The following is a 17,178-nucleotide window of genomic DNA, read 5'->3' as shown; positions in this document are numbered from 1 at the left end:
GTGCGGGCTTCCGCGAAGGGTGCGCGATGCAGCGGGCACCGATGCGGGAAGCCCGCACTCCTGGAGGGAGTGCGCGTCGCTAGCCGACCGTGTCGAGGCGGCGGGCCAGGGCGGGGACGCGGCGCACGACGAACCGGTCGAGCAGCAGGGCCAGCACGAGCGAGGCCCCGAAGAACGGCAGGAACACCCCGAGGGCGACGACCACGGCGGCGAGCAGCGGTGAGGCGGCCAGCGGCATCCCGCCCCGCGGCGCCCCGACGGAGCCCGAGCCGCGCGGTCGGCGCCGCCACCACATGACCGGACCGGTCACGCACGACACGACGACCGCGACGCAGAGCAGCGCCGACAGCCAGAAGTTGACGGGGCCGAACCGCCGCCCCTCGTGCAGCGCGATGCCCTGGGCGACGACCTTGGCCAGGGCCGGGTAGTCGTCGTAGCCGTAGGTGCTCACCACCTCGCCGCCGAACCGGTCGACGTGGACGGTGCGTTCGCGGCCCGGGTCGTCGAAGGCGTAGCCGATGACCGAGTAGACGCCGCGCTCGTCCGACGGCAGCGCGACGGTGAAGGGGTGCGTCAACCCGGCGCGGTCGCCGACCTCCACCGCGGTGTCGAGGTTCGCGACGCTGACCTCCGCGTCATCCTCGGTGCCGGTCTTCGGGTCCGACTGCGGCACAGGCGACTTCCCCTGCGCCCACGGCACGGCGTGGTGGCTGTGCGGCAGCGACTCGTCGAGCGTCGAGGTCGGGTTCGACAGGGCTCCCGGGTCCTCGGCCCACATCGAGGTGCCGCCGTCGGTGGCGAACCGCTGCACCTGCTCGCCCCAGAAGCCGGTCCACGGCAGTCCCGACACGACGAGCAGCAACAGGCCGGCGCCGACGAACGCGCCGGTGCGCGCGTGCCACGTGCGCCACCCGGCCCCGCGGGCCCCAGCGGCACGCTGGCGACGTCGGGCCCGGCGTCCGCGGACGAAGAGGACGTAGCCGGTGACCGCCATGACGACGGCCCAGCACGCGCCGAGCTCGATGACGGTGTCGCCGATCCGGCCCGCCATGAGGTCGGCGTGCAGCCGCACGGCGGTGCCGCTCAGCGTCGTGTCGGGGTCGAGCGAGCCGAGGACCCGGACCGTGTACGGGTCGACGAAGACGTCGCGCGTCGCGCCGGCCGTCGTCTCGACGGTGAAGCGGGTCGAGGCGTCGGGGGAGTCGGGCTCGGTGAAGGACACGACGCGCGCCACGGCACCGGCGTCGGTCGTCGCGTCGGTGACGGCCCCGAGCTGGGTCTGCCACGGCTGGGTCAGCTGGCCCTGCGCGTGGTCGACGCGCATGAGGTCGGGGTGCAGCAGGGGCTCGAGCTGGAACCGGAACAGGTAGACGAGGCCGGTGGTGGCCAGCACGAGCAGGACGGGCACGACGACCGCAGAGGCGTAGAAGTGCCAGCGCCAGAAGGCGCGGAACAGGCCGGACGCCGGTCGGCGCCTCGGCTCGGTGAGTGGGCGGGCAGGGTGGGCAGGGCGAGCGGGGTCGTCGACGACGGACACGGGTCTCCTCGGGCATGACGGAACGGCTCGGCCGCCGCGGTACGACGCGGCAGCCGGGAAGGGGTGTCAGGAACCGAGGAGCAGGGGTGGGCCGCGGTGGCCCGGCACACCGGCGCGCCAGGCGTCGCGGAGGGAGCGGGGCAGCGCCCGCGGGGTGGTCCCGGCGCGCGTGACGCGTCGGGGCACGAGGGTGACCGGCGCCCTGACTGCCGCGAGGATCGCGACCAGGGCCTGCGCGGCGCGTCGGGCGAGGGCGTCCACGAGCGACGTCGCCGCCCACCAGGCGGCCTCGCCGCGGGCGAGGACGACGCCGACGACCACGGCCGCGGCGACGTGGGCCAGCACCATGGCCGGAGAGGGCAGCAGGTCGGCGAGCGGCAGGGAGGTGGACGCGTCGGCGACGCTCGACGCGGCGACCGCGCCGTGGGCGTGGTGCGCGTGGCCGCCCGGCGCGTGGCCACCCGGCGCGCGGCCTCCCGAACCCCCGGCGACGAGACCGGAGACGCCGTGGACGACGTGCGCCGTCACCTGCAGCCCGGCGAGGAGGGCCACCGTGCGGACCCGGCCGGGGCGGGCGCGCACGAGCGGCAGCGCGCCGCCGGTGAGCAGCGCGACCGCCACGAGGACCGCCGGCCCCGACGCGACGTGGCCGCCGGCCGCGGCGTGCGCGACCGTGGCCGTCACCGACGCGACGGAGGCGAGCACGAGGGCGCGCAGCAGCTGCACGCGCTGGCTCGTCTCCCCGGTCGGCACGCGCCAAGGCTAGCCGGGCGTGGCCGACGGGGACGAGGCTGCTCAGGCGTCGACGCGGGCGTGCAGCCAGGGGCGGTGCAGGTCGAAGCGGCGGCCGGTGATCTCGTCGACGACGATCTCGACGACGATCGTCTTCGGGGTGTCGACCCACGGACGCAGCGGCAGCTGCTCGGTGGCCCACGTCGTGTCGCCGGTCAGCTCGTGGGCGCGGCCGCGGCAGATGACGCTCGTGGCGTGCTCGCCCTCGAAGTCGTCGACCTCGAAGGCGACGTCGCAGTTCATCGCGACGCCGAGCAGCTTGCTGCCCTCGGCCGTCAGGAAGAGCAACCGGTGGTCGACGACGGCGTAGTTGATCGGGACGAGGTGGACCTCGTCGGCGAGGTGGTAGGCGAGCCGCCCGAACTCCTTGGTGCGCATGAAGTCCCAGCTCTCCCCGGGATGCAGCTCGTGCACCGGGCCCTCAGTCGTGTTCATCGTCGTCACCTCTCTCGGTTCCCGGGTCGGTCGGGTCCCGCCTCGGACTACTACTGATTGTAGTAAGAAGAGGCCCCGACGCACCCGGATCGTGGCGAGGCTCGCGTCACAGCCACGGTGCGATTGACTGTGGCCATGGACTTCTGGAGTGCGTACGCCCAGGGCTTCGCGCGAGTGGCCGCCTGCACCCTGCCCATCACCGTCGCCGACCCGGCCCGCAACGCCGACGCCGTCCTCGAGCAGGTGCGCGACCTGCACGACGAGGGCGTCGCCCTCGCCGTCTTCCCCGAGCTGTGCCTGTCCGGCTACGCGATCGACGACCTGCTCCTGCAGGACCCCCTCCTCGACGCCGTCGACGACGCCATCGCGCGGATCGCCGAGGCCACGGCCGACCTGCGACCGCTCGTCGTCGTCGGAGCCCCGCTCGATCGCGACGGCCGCCTGTACAACTGCGCGGTCGTCATCCACGCCGGACGCGTCGTCGGCGTCGCGCCCAAGTCGTACCTGCCGAACTACCGGGAGTTCTACGAGCGGCGCCACTTCGGCGCGGGCGACGACCAGCGCGGCGGAACCATCGAGGTGGCCGGCGACCGCGTCCCCTTCGGGCCCGACCTGCTCTTCCGGGCCACCGACGTGCCAGGCCTCGTCGTGCACGTCGAGGTGTGCGAGGACATGTGGGTGCCGCTCCCACCGAGCCACGAGGCGGCGCTCGCGGGCGCGACCGTGCTCGCCAACATCTCCGGGTCGCCGATCACCGTCGCCCGCGCCGACGACCGGAAGCTGTTGTGCCGCAGCGCATCCGCCCGCTGCCTCGCCGCCTACGTGTACGCGGCGGCCGGCGAGGGTGAGTCGTCGACCGACCTGTCGTGGGACGGCCAGACGCTCGTCTACGAGAACGGCGCCCTGCTCGTCGAGTCCGACCGCTTCCCCGACGGCCCGCGCCGGTCCGTCGCCGACATCGACCTCGACCTGCTGCGCCAGGAGCGCCAGCGGCAGGGCACCTTCGACGACAACCGGCGCACGCACGCGGCACGCACCGCCCAGTTCCGCACCGTCGAGGTCGAGCTCGCCCCACCGACCGGCGACCTCGGCCTGCTCCGCAAGGTCGACCGGTTCCCGTTCGTGCCCGACGACCCCGAGCGCCTCGCCCTCGACTGCTACGAGGCCTACAACATCCAGGTCTCCGGGCTAGAGCAGCGCCTGCGCGCGATGTCGACCGAGACGTGGCGCCCCAAGGTGGTCATCGGCGTCAGCGGCGGCCTCGACTCGACCCACGCCCTCATCGTCGCGGCCAAGGCGATGGACCGCCTCGACCGGCCTCGCAGCGACATCCTCGCCTTCACGATGCCCGGCTTCGCCACGAGCGAGCACACCAAGCGCAACGCCGTCGCGCTCATGGAGTCGCTCGACGTCACGTGGGAGGAGCTCGACATCCGCCCGGCGGCCACGCAGATGCTCGACACCATGGGCCACCCGTTCGGCCGCGGCGAGGAGGTCTACGACGTCACCTTCGAGAACGTCCAGGCCGGTCTGCGCACCGACTTCCTCTTCCGCATCGCCAACCAGCGCGGCGGCATCGTCCTCGGCACCGGCGACCTGTCCGAGCTGGCCCTCGGCTGGTGCACCTACGGCGTCGGCGACCAGATGAGCCACTACGCCGTCAACACCGGTGTGCCCAAGACCCTCATCCAGCACCTCGTGCGCTGGGTCGTGTCGTCGGGCCAGTTCGAGGACCACGTCGACGAGACGCTCCTGTCGATCCTCGACACCGAGATCAGCCCCGAGCTCGTGCCGGCCCGGGAGGGCGAGGCGCCGCAGAGCACGCAGGCGACGATCGGGCCGTACTCGCTGCAGGACTTCACGCTCTTCCACGTGCTGCGGCGCGGCTACCGGCCCTCGAAGATCGCCTACCTGGCCTGGAACGCCTGGCACGACCCGGAGCTCGGCGAGTGGCCGCCCGGCTTCCCCGACGCCGACCGCGTCGCCTACGACCTGCCGACGATCCGGCGCTGGCTGGAGGTGTTCGTGACCCGCTACTTCGCCAACCAGTTCAAGCGATCGGCGCTGCCGAACGGCCCGAAGGTCCTGCCCGGCGGGTCGCTGTCGCCGCGCGGCGACTGGCGGATGCCGTCCGACGCGTCGGCGTCGGCGTGGCTGGACGAGCTGGACGCCAACGTCCCCGACGCGTGAGGCTGGGCCCGTGCCCCTGGGATCCCGAACCGCCGTGACCGTCCGCGACCACACCGACGCCGACTGGCCCGCCGTGTGGGCGATCGTCGAGCAGGTGGTCCGCGCCGGTGACACCTTCCCGTACCCCGTCGACCTCGACGAGGCCACGGGCCGCGCGATCTGGCTCGACAACGGCCCGGGCGGGCGGGTGAGCGTCGCCCTCGTCGGTGACGAGCTGCTCGGCACCGCGAAGATGGGCCGCAACCGGCCCGGCCCCGGCTCGCACGTCGCCACGGCGAGCTACATGGTCAGCGACGCGGCCCGCGGGCGCGGCGTCGGGCGGGCCCTCGTCGAGGACTCGCTCACGTGGGCGCGCGAGGCCGGCTTCGCGGCCATGCAGTTCAACGCCGTCGTCGAGACGAACCGTGGCGCGGTCCGGCTCTACGAGAGCCTCGGGTTCACCGTCATCGGCACGGTGCCCCGCGCCCACCGGATGCCCGACGGCACCCTCGTCGGCGCGCACGTCATGCACGTCGACCTCTGAGGGCCCGTCGCGCGTCCGGCCCGCGTGGCCCGCTCAGGCGGAGATGGCGACCTTGAGGGCGCGGGTGTCGGCGGCACGGGCGAAGGTGTCGTAGGCGTCGAGGAACTCGTCCATCGTGAAGCGGTGGGTGACGAACCTCGCGAGGTCGACCTGGTGCGTCGCGAGCAGCTTGAGCAGCGTCGGCGTCGAGTAGGTGTCGACGAGCCCGGTGGTGATGGTGACGTTCCTGATCCAGAGGTCCTCCAGGTGCAGCGTGGCCGGGCCGCCGTGCACGCCGACGTTGGCCACCCGGCCGCCGGGTCGGACCAGCGCCGCGCACTGCTCGAAGGTCGCCGCCACGCCCACGGCCTCGACGGCGACGTCGGCGCCGAGGCCGTCCGTGAGGCCGCGCAGCACCTCGACCGCGTCCTCGTGGGTCGGGTTGACGGTGATGTCGGCCCCGAACTGCTTGGCGGCCTCGAGTCGGGCATCGGCCAGGTCGATGGCCACGACGTGGGAAGGACTGAAGAGCTTGGCACCCATGATGGCGGAGAGGCCGACCGGGCCGGCGCCCACCACCGCTACGACGTCACCGGGTGAGACCCGGCCGTTCAGCACGCCGACCTCGTAGCCCGTGGGCCCGATGTCGGCGAGCATGAGCACCTCCTCGTCAGTCACGCCGTCGGGGACGGCGTAGGTCGAGGTGTCCGCGAAGGGCACCCGGACGTACTCCGCCTGGGTGCCGTCGATGAGGTGTCCGAGGATCCAGCCGCCGCCCCCGATGCACTGGCCGTAGCTGCCGGCGCGGCAGTAGCGGCACGAGCCGCAGGCCGTGATGCACGAGACGAGGACGCGGTCGCCGGGGCGGACGTTCGTGACGCCGGCCCCGACCTGCTCCACGGTGCCGACCGCCTCGTGGCCGAGGATCCGCCCGTCGGTGACGGCCGCGACGTCGCCCTTGAGGATGTGCAGGTCGGTGCCGCAGATGGTGACGGTGTCGACCTTGACCACGGCGTCGGTGTCCTCGCGGAGGGTCGGCTTCGGCACCTCCTCCCAGGCCTTCTGGCCGGGACCGTGGTAGACGATGGCGCGCATCGTGTCCGCGCCGGTCGTTCCTGCGTCGGTGGTCATGGTGATCAGCTGATCTCGATGTGCGTGGTCTTGGCCTCGGTGGCCTCCGAGTTCGCGCTCATCATTCCTCCTCGTGACCGCCGCAACGGACTGCGGCTCCACCACCAGTGGATGCCGCCGGGGCGGAGCGAAACAGGTCCGTTGGTCCCTACCAGTGGGCCGGTTCCGGAGCGAGGTTGAGGGCATGGCCGAGCCGGTGGCATTCGGTCGACCCGCGTGCCTGCTCCCGGCACGGGGCTCCGGATGTCACCGCTCGCACGAACGTCGCCGACGCGTCGGTCGCCGACGCGTCAGGCCCTCGACGCGTCAGGCCCAGGTCTGCGTGAGCGCCTCGCGCAGCAGCGCGACCAGCGCGTCGCGCTGGAGCGTGTCGCCGGAGGCGACCTCCTCGTCGCTGCCGTCGAGGGCCCGGGCGGCCAGGCCCTGCTTGGCGTCGATGAGCTCGGCGATCTTCGAGTCGATCGTGCCGGCGGCGAGGATCCGCCACGCGGTGACCGGCTCGTCCTGGCCGATGCGGTGCACGCGGTCGATGGCCTGCTGCTGCTCGGCCGCCGTCCACGACAGCTCGGCGAGCACGACGTTGGACGCGGCGTGCAGGTTGAGCCCGACGCCGGCCGCGGTGAGGGAGCAGACCGCCACCGACACCTCGGGGTCCTTCTGGAACCCGTCGATGGCCTCCTGGCGCTGCTTGCCGGTCTGGTCGCCGCGCACCGACACCGTCGTCAGGCCCGCCGACGCGAATATGGCCTCGGCGGCGTCCATGACGTCGATGTGCTTGGCGAAGAAGACGACCTTGCCGACGGAGTGCGACAGCTGCACCGCGTAGTCGGCGGCCAGCGTCGACTTCGCCTGGCCGATGCGGCGCACGAGGCTGAAGACGTTCTCGCCCTTCTCGCCGCCCTCCGACGCGTGCCGCAGCTCGGCGGCGGCGACGCGGCGCAGCAGCGCCTCGTCGGGCTCGCCGTCGTACTCGTGCCCCTCGCCCTCGGCGAGCAGGGCCCGGTAGCGCTGCGCGAGACGGCGGCCCAGCGCCTGCTCGGCCTCGCGGATGGAGCGGCCGAGGTCGTCGTCGAGCTCGACGGTGATGTCGGCGATCCGCTTGTCGGGCAGGTCCTTGGCGACGTCGACCTTGCGGCGGCGCACGATGCCCTGCTCGATCACGACCTTGCGCGCCTCGGGGTAGAACCCGCGGTCGGCCGGGGTCAGGCCGATGCCGTCGAGCTCACGCAGGATCGGCGAGGCCGGCTTACCGTCCTTGATCCAGCCGAGGAAGCGCCAGATCGCGTCGAAGTCCTTGACGTCGTTGATGAGCGGCGTGCCGGTGAGCGCGAGGAGGAGCGGGTCGCCGCCCGGCGTCGTGGCCCGGAGCCGGTCGCCGAGGGCCAGCACCTGCTGCGAGCGCTGCGAGGACAGGTTCTTGATGAAGTGCGCCTCGTCGACGACCATCGAGCGGAAGCCGAACGAGGACAGCCAGCCGAAGTGCCGGTCGAGGATCTCGTAGTTCACGACGAACACGTCGGCGAAGGCGTCGACGTCGTCACCGTCGCCGTGGATGACCGTGACCCGGCGCTGCGGCGTCCACCGCTCGACCTCGCGGGCCCAGTTGATCTTCACGACGTTCGGGACGACGGCGAGCATCGGGTAGGCGTTCGCGACCGACGCGGCCATCACCGACTGGGCCGTCTTGCCGAGGCCGGGCTCGTCGGCGAGCAGGAAGGTGCGGTGCCCCTCCTGGACGGCCTGCAGGAACTGCGACTGGTGCACCATGAGCTGCTGCCCGGCCGGGGAGAACCGGTCGACGCGCGGCTTGGGTGGCAGGTCCATCGACGCGGCCTCGCCGCCGGCACCCTGCTCGAAGGCGCGGTAGAGCGGCGAGAGCAGCTCCCACCCGGCCAGTCGCGTCGGCAGGTACGGGCGGCGGGTGGCCGCCTCGAGGTCGGGCACGAGGAAGGGGTTGGCGCGGGCGCGGGCCGGCACCGAGCGCGGCAGCACCTGGCGGGCCGCGATCTGCGGCGGCACGACGGGGCGGTCGGGCTCTGGGGCGGCCTCGGCCGGCTCGTCCGGCACCTCGGCGCCGGACTCGAGCAGCCACTCGCGGCGCATCTGCTGCGCGGCGGGGCCGGGCTTGACGCTGGCGTCGAGCAGGGAGATGAGGCTGGTGTCGCGGGCGGCGATCTGCGCGAGGATGCCGGCGATGCCGTCGAGCCGCTTGAGCAGGTCGGCGCGGGTGCCGGCGGGCAGCGTCGCGTCGTCGCGGACGCGCGCCCGCTCGGAGCGCATGAGGAGCGCGACGACGAGGAACTTGGTCCGGTTCGTCGGGCTGGCCTTGCCCTTGCTCGCGACCCGCGACTCGACCTCGCGGACGCGTCGGGCGAGCACGGGGATGAGCGGCGCCGGCTCGTCCCGGCGCGAGCCGTTCGCGGCCGAGCCGTTCTGGCCCTTCGAAGCGGCCTGGCCGTTGCCGGCCCGGGTGCGCGCACGCGTGGGCATGTTCCTCCTGGTGACGCGTCTGGCGCCGTGGCGACGCCCTGACGATGCCGCGATGCCGCGACGACCCGGACGGGGAGGACCCCGCCGGCCGTGACGGCCTCGACTCGAGTCGGGGGACACGCGCTGACGTGCCCCCGCTGACGTCCCGGTGGGCCCGAGCCGGAGCCCGTCGGAGGCGGGAGTCGGCGGGTCGGGCCGCGCCTCGTCGGCGCGGGGACTCCTCGACTCTACATCGCCGCCGACCTCGACGCGTCGTCGACGGGACAATACGGACGGCTCAGCCGACGTTGACGCCGACCAGGGCCCCGATCGCGTACGTGACCCCCATGGCGACGAGGCCGCCCGCGACGTTGCGGGCCACCGCCCGTCCGACCGGCGCCCCACCGAGGCGGGCACTGACCCACCCGGTGACGGCGAGGGCCACGGCGACGCTCGCGACGGTGACCCAGAGCCGGACGGACTCGGGGCTGAAGGAGATCGTCAGCAACGGCAGGAGGGCCCCGACGAAGAAGGCGACCATCGAGGCGCCCGCCGCGTGCCACGGGTTGGTCAGGGCGGTCGGGTCGATGCCGAGCTCGGCCTCGGCGTGCGCGGTGAGGGCGTCGTGCGCCGTCAGATCGCGGGCCACCTGCTCGGCGAGCGGGCGGCTGATGCCCTTGGCCTCGTAGAGCTGGGTCAGCTCCTCGAGCTCGCCGTGGGGGTCCTCGTGCAGCTCGCGCCGCTCGAGGGCGATGAGGGCCCGCTCGGTGTCGCGCTGGGTGCTCACCGACACGTACTCGCCGGCCGCCATCGACAGCGCGCCGGCCGACAGGGCCGCGATGCCGGCCACGACGATCGCCGCGCGACTCGTCGTGGCGCCCGCGACCCCGACGACGACCCCGGCCGTCGAGACGATGCCGTCGTTGGCCCCGAGGACGCCGGCCCGCAACCAGTTGAGCCGGGCCCCGACGCTGTCGTCGTGCGGCTCCTCACGGGCGTGCCCGTTGTCGTGCCCGGTGTCGTGCCCGGCGTCGGCGTCGGCGACGGCGTCGCTCCGGGACTCGTGCGACTCAGGCTGCGTCATGGGCCCGATCGTCGCACCGCGGTGCGGGCCTGTCACGGTAGGCGAGGCTGTCCTTGCCTCCGCTTCCGTCGACGCGGAGACCGGGGCAGACTGGGACGGAATTCGCGAACTGCCCGGTGCAAGGCCGGGCGATGGGGGAGGATTCGCACCATGTCGGACATTCCGGGCCTGGGAGACGCCGCCGCCGGCGACCTCGCCAGGTGGATCACCGCTGCGTCGCCGGACGGCCTCTGGCTGTTCGACGGCGAGGGGCGCACCACCTACGCGAACCCGCGGATGGCCGCCATGCTCGGGCGCACCGTCGAGGAGATGGTCGGCTTCAGCGTGCTCGACGCCGTCGACGCCGTGGGCCAGGACCAGTTCCGCGCGCACCTCGCCGACCTCCGCTCGGGCGTGAGCGCCGGCAGCGGCGACAACATCGAGTGCAGCCTCCTCGACAAGCAGGGCAACCGGTTCTGGGCCCTCGTCTCGCACACCCCGCTCCTCGACGACGACGGCGTGTGCCGGGGCTGGCTGCACCGTGTCAGCGAGCACAGCCACCAGCGCGAGCTCGTCGACCTCCTCGCCGAGGCCCAGTCGATCGCCCGGCTCGGCAGCTGGGAGTGGGAGGTCGGCTCGGCCGCCGTGACGTGGTCGCAGGAGATGTTCCACATCTACGACATGGACCCGTCCGAGCCCGCCCCGACCTACGAGGACTTCCTGGCGCTCATCCACCCCGACGACCGGTCTCACGTCGCCGACACCATCCAGCGGGCCCTCGCCGAGGGCAACACGTGGGAGTTCGACGCCCGCGTCGTGCGTCGCCACGGCGGCAACGTGTGGGTGCGCGGTCGCGGCGTCGTCAGCCGCGACGCCGACGGCGCCGTCGTGCGCATGGGCGGCACGACCCAGGACATCACCGAGAAGAAGGACGCCGAGCAGGCGCTCGCGCTCATCACCGCGATGGCCACGGCGGCCAACGAGTCGGCGACGCTGTCCGAGGCGCTCCCGGCGATCCTCGCCGAGGTGGCCGCCCACACCACGTGGCGCCCCGTCGTGGCCGCCGTCGTCGACGCCGAGGGCCACGTCGGCGGCGTCGTGCCTCCTCCGCGCGGGGTCGAGCCCAGCGCGATCGCCCCGCACGAGGGCCTCGAGCTGGCCAACCGTGCCGTCAACGCCCGCGAGGTCCGCCTCGAGCCGGGGCGCACCGGTACGTACGTGGCCGGCATCCCCGTCATCGCCGAGAACCGCGTCGCCTGCGTCGTCGTCCTCGACACCCGCGCCGCGACGCCACCGGTCGCCGGCGACGCCGAGACGATCCGGCAGGTCACGGCGCTCTTCGCGCGCGTCGCCGAGCGCGAGTGGAACGCCGAGCGGCTCGCCCAGGCCCGCGACGAGGCCGAGAAGGCCTCGCGCGCCAAGTCCGAGTTCCTCGCGACGATGAGCCACGAGATCCGCACCCCGCTCAACGGCGTCATCGGCCTGTCCGAGCTGCTCGGCCGCTCCGACCTCACGCCGCACCAGCGTCGCCTGTCCGACGGCATCGACCAGGCCGGGCACGTGCTGCTCGAGCTCGTCAACGACATCCTCGACCTGTCCAAGATCGAGGCCGGCCGCCTCGAGCTCGAGTCGGTCGACTTCGACCCGGCCGCGGTGCTCGAGCGCAGCGCGATGCTCGTCGCCGAGCGGGCCAGGGCCAAGGGCCTCGAGCTGACCGTCGCGCACGACGGCGAGGTGCCGTTCATGGTGTCCGGCGACCCGGTCCGCTTCGGCCAGGTCGTCGCCAACCTGACGACCAACGCCGTGAAGTTCACCGACTCCGGACGCGTCGACGTGCGGATGTCGCTCGAGCGCATGGAGGTCGGCGGGCCCGTCCTGCGCGTGCAGGTGCACGACACCGGCACCGGCATCACGCCCGAGGTCCGCGAACGGCTCTTCGAGTCCTTCACCCAGGGCGACTCCTCAACGACCCGGCAGTACGGCGGCACCGGGCTGGGCCTGGCCATCTCGCGCCAGATCGTCGCGGCCTTCAACGGCGAGATCGGCGTCGAGAGCGTGCCCGGGGAGGGCAGCGTCTTCTGGTTCACCGCCTGCTTCTCCGGCGCGTCGTCGCGGTCGGTCGGCCGGCCCGAGGCGCAGGTGGCGGCGGTGTCGTCGCTCCGCGTCCTCGTCATCGGCCGCGACGCCGGGCACCGCCAGCGCATCGAGGACCAGCTCGGCGCGTGGCAGGTCGACGTGCGCTCGGCCTCCTCCGGCGTCGAGGGCATCGTCGAGATGCACCGCGCCGACCGCGCGGGCACCCCGTTCGACGTCGTCGTGTGCGACGACCCCGGTGTCGGCACCGGCGGCCTGCAGATCGCCTCGATGATCCGCTCGGACCGCAACTTCACCGACGGCCGCATCCTGCTCGTCACCGACACCCCGACGCCCCCGGACCCCGACACGCTGCGTGCCGCCGGCATCGAGGCGGGGCTCACCTCGCCGGTCATGCCGTCCGCGCTCTTCGACGCCATGGTCAACGTCGCCGGGGCCCACCTGTCCGACGACCCGCGGCCCGACGCCCGCCAGCGCGACGCCGCGACGCCGGCCACGAGCAACGGCACCGTCCTCGTCGTCGAGGACAACGAGATCAACCAGCTCGTCGCGCAGGGCGTGCTCGAGAGCCTCGGCTACGACGTCGTGCTCGCGGTCAACGGCGTCGAGGCCGTCGACCTGCACCGCGAGCGCGCCCGCGACTTCGTCGCCGTCCTCATGGACTGCCAGATGCCGCAGATGGACGGCTACGAGGCCACCCGGCGCATCCGCGGTCAGGAGCCGCCCGGCACGCGCCTGCCCGTCATCGCCATGACGGCGGCCGCCATCGCCGGTGAGCGCGAGCGCTGCCTGCAGGCCGGCATGGACGACTTCCTCACCAAGCCGATCGACGTCGCGCTGCTCGGCACGACGCTGCAGCGGTGGACCGGCTCGCGCGTGGCCCGGCACCGGCCGAACCACCTCCGGGCCGCGGTAGCGGCCGCGACGCCCGTGGCGGCCTCCTCCGGCGGCGCCCCGGTGCTCGACGTCATCGACCACCGGCGCCTCGAGGAGCTCGGCGGCATCGACCCCGAGGACACCGCGCTGCTGCTGCGCTTCATCGCCCGGTTCGGCGTGGGGGCGCGCGAGAAGGTGGCCGAGCTGCGCGGCGCCACCCACGTGGGCGACGCCGAGGAGCAGCAGCGGATCGCCCACGGGCTCAAGGGGACCGCGTCGAACCTCGGCGCGGCAGCTCTGGCCGACACGTGCCGCGCCATCGAGGACCTCGGTCGCGATGGGCAGGTCGCCGGCGCCGACCTCGTGGCACGCCTCGAGGACGACGTCGAGCGCGCGACGAACGCGCTCGAGCGGTACGCCGACACCCTCCGCGCCGGCTGAGCCCGACCGGCCGGGCGGCCGATCGGGCTCAGGTGGGAGCGGGACGGTCGTCCCGGCTCAGGTCGTGCTGGACGAGCCGTCGTCGCTGCCGCCGGTCAGCTGGTCCAGCTGCTTGAGGAGGTCCTGCGGGTCCAGCCGGCTCAGCTGGTTCGGGTCGATGCCGTTCAGGTTCGGCAGCTGGCCGCCCTGGTTGGTCAGGCCCGGTCCGCCCTGCTGGCCGTTCTGGTTGCCCAGGCCGTTCAGGCCCGGCAGCTGGTTCTGCAGGTTGCCCTGCCCGTTCTGGTTGCCGAAGCCCTGGTTGCCGCGGCCGAACGGGGTGAACCCGTTCTGGCCGTTCTGGCCCCCGGGCCCGAAGCCGCGCCCGAAGCGGCCGGTGTCGCCGCCGGTCGAGCCGGCCGGCATCGCGGCGGCGGCGCCGATGGCCCCGGCCGAGGCCAGGACGATGGCGAGCCCGGCCGTCACGGCGGTCTTCTTTGCGCTCCAACGCGGTCCGTCGCTTGTCGCCGGACGCGGCGGGACGACCGGCGCCGCGGCCCCGGTCCGGTCCTCGGGCGCCGGGTGCGCCGCCGTGTAGGTGTACGGGACCTGCGGCGGGGCGATGGGGGAGGGCTGCGCGGGCGCCGCGGGAAGCGTCGCCGTGTCGGCGCTCCCCTGGGCGGGGATCTCCCGCGTCACGTCGGCGGTCGGGACCTCGCGGGTCGCGTCGAACTGGGGCAGGGCCGAACGCCCCGGGGCGACCGGGACCGGCGTCGTGGCATCGGTGCTCATGGGGACGACGGTCGGGCCGGATGCTGTGCGGGTGCTGTGCCACAGCCGTCGGGGTGCCGTGACTTGCCCGGCGCACGCACCTCCCGAGCCGGCCCGAGCCGGGCGGATCCGCACCGGGATCCCACAGGAATCGCACAGGAAGGTACTGGCGGTCGCACAGTCCCCGGGGTTTCACTGGGTGACATGAGCGAGAAGACCAAGCCGGCTGCAGCGCGACTCCAGCGACTCGACGGGTCGCCGGTGCGCGTCCTCGTCGTCGACGACGAGGCCAACCTCACCGAGCTGCTCGGCATGGCCCTGCGCTACGAGGGCTGGGAGGTGCGCTCGGCCGGCACCGGCATGGAGGCCGTGCGGGCCGCCCGGGAGTTCGACCCCGACGCCGTCGTCCTCGACATGATGCTGCCCGACTTCGACGGCCTCGAGGTGCTGCGGCGGATGCGCGGCGACAACCCCAACGTGCCGGTCCTCTTCCTCACGGCCAAGGACGCCGTCGAGGACCGCGTCTCGGGCCTGACCGCCGGCGGCGACGACTACGTCACCAAGCCCTTCTCGCTCGAGGAGGTCGTGGCCCGCGTCCGCGCGCTGATGCGCCGCACCACCGTGGCGGTCTCGGCGTCCGACTCGGTGCTCGTCGTCGGCGACCTCACCCTCGACGAGGACAGCCACGAGGTCACCCGCGGCGGCGAGGAGATCCACCTGACCGCCACCGAGTTCGAGCTCCTCCGCTACCTCATGCGCAACCCGCGCCGCGTGCTGTCCAAGGCGCAGATCCTGGACCGGGTGTGGAACTACGACTTCGGCGGCCAGGCCAACGTCGTCGAGCTCTACATCTCCTACCTGCGCAAGAAGATCGACGCCGGCCGCGAGCCGATGATCCACACGATGCGGGGTGCCGGGTATGTCCTCAAGCCGGCGGCCTGAGGCCGCGCCGCCCGGCGACACCGAGGTCGACCTGCCCGTCGAGGTGCCGGCCGAGGTGCCGGCGACCCGCGCCGACCTGCCCGAGTCGGTCCCGGCCCCGATGCCGGGCCTCGACGCGTCCGCCCCCGAGCCGTCGGGCGTCGGCTTCTCCGACGACACCGAGCCCGGCACGCGGTCCCCGTTCGGCGACCCGCGCGTCGTGCTCCGGGACGGGGTGCCCGCGGCGGCAGGCCCCGCCACCGAGGCGGCCGACGCGGTGCACGAGCCGGGGCCGACGCTGCGCGAGCGGCTCGCCGAGGCGCGCGGCCGCGTCCGGCCGCTGTCGACGTGGACCCTGCGCGCCAAGCTCGTCGCCTCGATGCTCATCCTGTTCACCGTCATCGGGGCAGCGACGGGCGCCTTCACCGTGGTCGCCCTGAGCCGCCAGCTGACGAGCCAGGTCGACGACCAGCTGCACACGTCCATGGGGCGCCTCATGTCGGACCGGGGCGGCATCATCGACTTCGGCACGCAGCCCGACGGTGGCCCGCCCCGCGGCCCCGGTGACGAGGGCCTGCTCGCCTACCTGCCGTCCACCCCGACCTCGTCGCTGCCCAAGGCGATCGGCAAGGTGAGCAGCGGCGGACAGCGGCCGGTCGCGTTGACCGCCACGCAGCTGTCCGCGCTCGACAGTGCGGGGCTGCGCGGCGAGGCCAGCAACATCCAGATCCCGGGCCTCGGCAGCTACCGGGTCCAGACCACCACGGTCACCGCGAACAACGTCCCGATCGGGGTGCTCGTCATCGGCCTGCCGATGGACCCGACGGAGAGGACCATCCAGCAGATGGTGCTCGTCGCCGTCATGACCCTCGGTGCGGGCATCATCCTCGTCGCCGTCCTCGGGACGTGGCTCGTGCGGCGCAACCTCGAGCCGCTGAGCCGGCTCGCCGCCACGGCCACGAAGGTGTCGCGGATGCCCCTCGACACCGGCAAGGTGGCGCTCGCCGAACGCGTCGACCCCGCCGACACCGACACCCGCACCGAGGTCGGCCAGGTCGGCGCGGCCTTCAACGAGATGCTCGACCACGTCGACGAGGCCCTCAACGCCCGCCACCAGAGCGAGCAGCGGGTGCGCCAGTTCGTCGCCGACGCCTCGCACGAGCTGCGCACGCCCCTGGCCTCGATCAAGGGCTACGCCGAGATCTCCCGGCGCGAGCCGAACCCGGTGCCACAGTCGGTGACCCACGCGATGGGCCGCATCGAGTCCGAGGCCAACCGGATGAGCTCGCTCGTCGAGGACCTGCTCCTGCTCGCCCGCCTCGACGCCGGGCGCCCCCTCGACGACGCGCCGGTCGACGTCTCGATGCTCGTCATCAACGCCGTCAGCGACGCGCACGCCGCCGCGCCCGAGCACCGGTGGGACCTCGACCTGCCGCCCGAGCCGGTCGAGGTGCGGGGTGATGCCGCACGGCTGCACCAGGTCGTCGCGAACCTGCTCGCCAACGCCCGCACCCACACCCCGGAGGGCACCCGCGTCACGACGTCGGTGCGCCCCGAGGGCGACTGGGTCCGCGTGGCCGTGCACGACGACGGCCCCGGCATCCCGGACTCCTTGCAGCCCAACGTCTTCGAGCGGTTCGCCCGTGGCGACGACGCCCGCAACCGGGCCGGCGGCAGCACGGGTCTCGGACTGTCGATCGTCGCCGCGGTGAGCAAGGCCCACGGCGGGCGCGTCGAGATGGACAGCCGCCCCGGCGACACGACGTTCTCGCTCATGCTCCCCGCCACCTGACGCGTCCCGCCACCTGACGCGTCCCACCCCCTCCTCGTCGAGGGAGCACCCAGCCCCACCCGTCACACGACGGGTGGGGCTCGTGGGGTTTCGTGCTCACTCGATGGAGGGGGAGCGAGGCCGGGCTGGAGGGCAAACCACTCATCAGCACGCCAAAGTCATGTCATAGGAACGGCACAGCGACCGGC

General features: G+C 73.5%; 12 protein-coding genes. 5 read left to right on the top strand and 7 right to left on the bottom strand.

The window, feature by feature from the left end:
- Positions 1-79: 79 nt before the first annotated feature.
- From BIV28_RS14025 to BIV28_RS14015, 3 genes are all read right to left on the bottom strand, one after another.
- Positions 80-1,537 (bottom strand): PepSY-associated TM helix domain-containing protein, encoded by a 1,458-nt coding sequence (locus BIV28_RS14025; RefSeq protein ID WP_076262825.1) that lies wholly within the window; start codon positions 1,535-1,537, stop codon positions 80-82.
- 66 nt (positions 1,538-1,603) lie between these two features.
- Positions 1,604-2,290, bottom strand: coding sequence for a hypothetical protein (locus BIV28_RS14020; RefSeq protein ID WP_207555991.1), 687 nt, complete (start codon positions 2,288-2,290; stop codon positions 1,604-1,606).
- Between the two features lie 42 nt (positions 2,291-2,332).
- Positions 2,333-2,764, bottom strand: a complete 432-nt coding sequence (locus tag BIV28_RS14015) for a pyridoxamine 5'-phosphate oxidase family protein (RefSeq protein ID WP_076262916.1) — start codon at positions 2,762-2,764, stop codon at positions 2,333-2,335.
- Between the two features lie 135 nt (positions 2,765-2,899).
- Between BIV28_RS14015 and BIV28_RS14010 the strand changes: the two genes are divergently transcribed.
- Positions 2,900-4,954: an NAD(+) synthase gene (locus BIV28_RS14010; protein ID WP_076262821.1), complete on the top strand. Its 2,055-nt coding sequence runs from the start codon at positions 2,900-2,902 to the stop codon at positions 4,952-4,954.
- 10 nt (positions 4,955-4,964) lie between these two features.
- On the top strand, positions 4,965-5,477 hold the full coding sequence (locus BIV28_RS14005) for a GNAT family N-acetyltransferase (RefSeq protein ID WP_242653027.1): 513 nt from the start codon (positions 4,965-4,967) through the stop codon (positions 5,475-5,477).
- 33 nt (positions 5,478-5,510) lie between these two features.
- Here BIV28_RS14005 and BIV28_RS14000 read toward each other — a convergent pair whose 3' ends face one another.
- From BIV28_RS14000 to BIV28_RS13990, 3 genes are all read right to left on the bottom strand, one after another.
- Positions 5,511-6,551, bottom strand: coding sequence for a zinc-binding dehydrogenase (locus BIV28_RS14000; RefSeq protein WP_076262914.1), 1,041 nt, complete (start codon positions 6,549-6,551; stop codon positions 5,511-5,513).
- Between the two features lie 342 nt (positions 6,552-6,893).
- On the bottom strand, positions 6,894-9,077 hold the full coding sequence (locus BIV28_RS13995; protein ID WP_076262817.1) for a DEAD/DEAH box helicase: 2,184 nt from the start codon (positions 9,075-9,077) through the stop codon (positions 6,894-6,896).
- 277 nt (positions 9,078-9,354) lie between these two features.
- The gene (locus BIV28_RS13990) at positions 9,355-10,140 is read right to left on the bottom strand and encodes a VIT1/CCC1 transporter family protein (protein ID WP_076262815.1); all 786 of its coding nucleotides are present in this window, start codon (positions 10,138-10,140) and stop codon (positions 9,355-9,357) included.
- 150 nt (positions 10,141-10,290) lie between these two features.
- On the opposite strand from BIV28_RS13990, the gene BIV28_RS13985 reads away from it, so the two are divergent.
- The gene (locus BIV28_RS13985) at positions 10,291-13,530 is read left to right on the top strand and encodes a hybrid sensor histidine kinase/response regulator (protein WP_076262814.1); all 3,240 of its coding nucleotides are present in this window, start codon (positions 10,291-10,293) and stop codon (positions 13,528-13,530) included.
- A 57-nt stretch (positions 13,531-13,587) separates the two neighbouring features.
- On the opposite strand, the gene BIV28_RS20060 is transcribed toward BIV28_RS13985, so the two are convergent.
- Positions 13,588-14,298, bottom strand: a complete 711-nt coding sequence (locus BIV28_RS20060; RefSeq protein ID WP_076262812.1) for a hypothetical protein — start codon at positions 14,296-14,298, stop codon at positions 13,588-13,590.
- 183 nt (positions 14,299-14,481) lie between these two features.
- Here BIV28_RS20060 and BIV28_RS13975 point away from each other — a divergent pair, with 183 nt between their 5' ends.
- Both BIV28_RS13975 and BIV28_RS13970 read left to right on the top strand, forming a co-directional pair.
- Positions 14,482-15,219, top strand: a complete 738-nt coding sequence (locus BIV28_RS13975) for a response regulator transcription factor (RefSeq protein ID WP_076262811.1) — start codon at positions 14,482-14,484, stop codon at positions 15,217-15,219.
- The gene (locus BIV28_RS13970; protein ID WP_242653026.1) at positions 15,197-16,990 is read left to right on the top strand and encodes a sensor histidine kinase; all 1,794 of its coding nucleotides are present in this window, start codon (positions 15,197-15,199) and stop codon (positions 16,988-16,990) included. Before BIV28_RS13975 ends, BIV28_RS13970 begins: the two co-directional genes overlap by 23 nt.
- Positions 16,991-17,178 lie beyond the last annotated feature (188 nt).

The sequence above is a fragment of the Intrasporangium flavum genome (assembly GCF_001956915.1).
GTDB lineage: Bacteria > Actinomycetota > Actinomycetes > Actinomycetales > Dermatophilaceae > Monashia > Monashia flava.
This window is presented reverse-complemented; position numbering and strand designations above follow the sequence as displayed.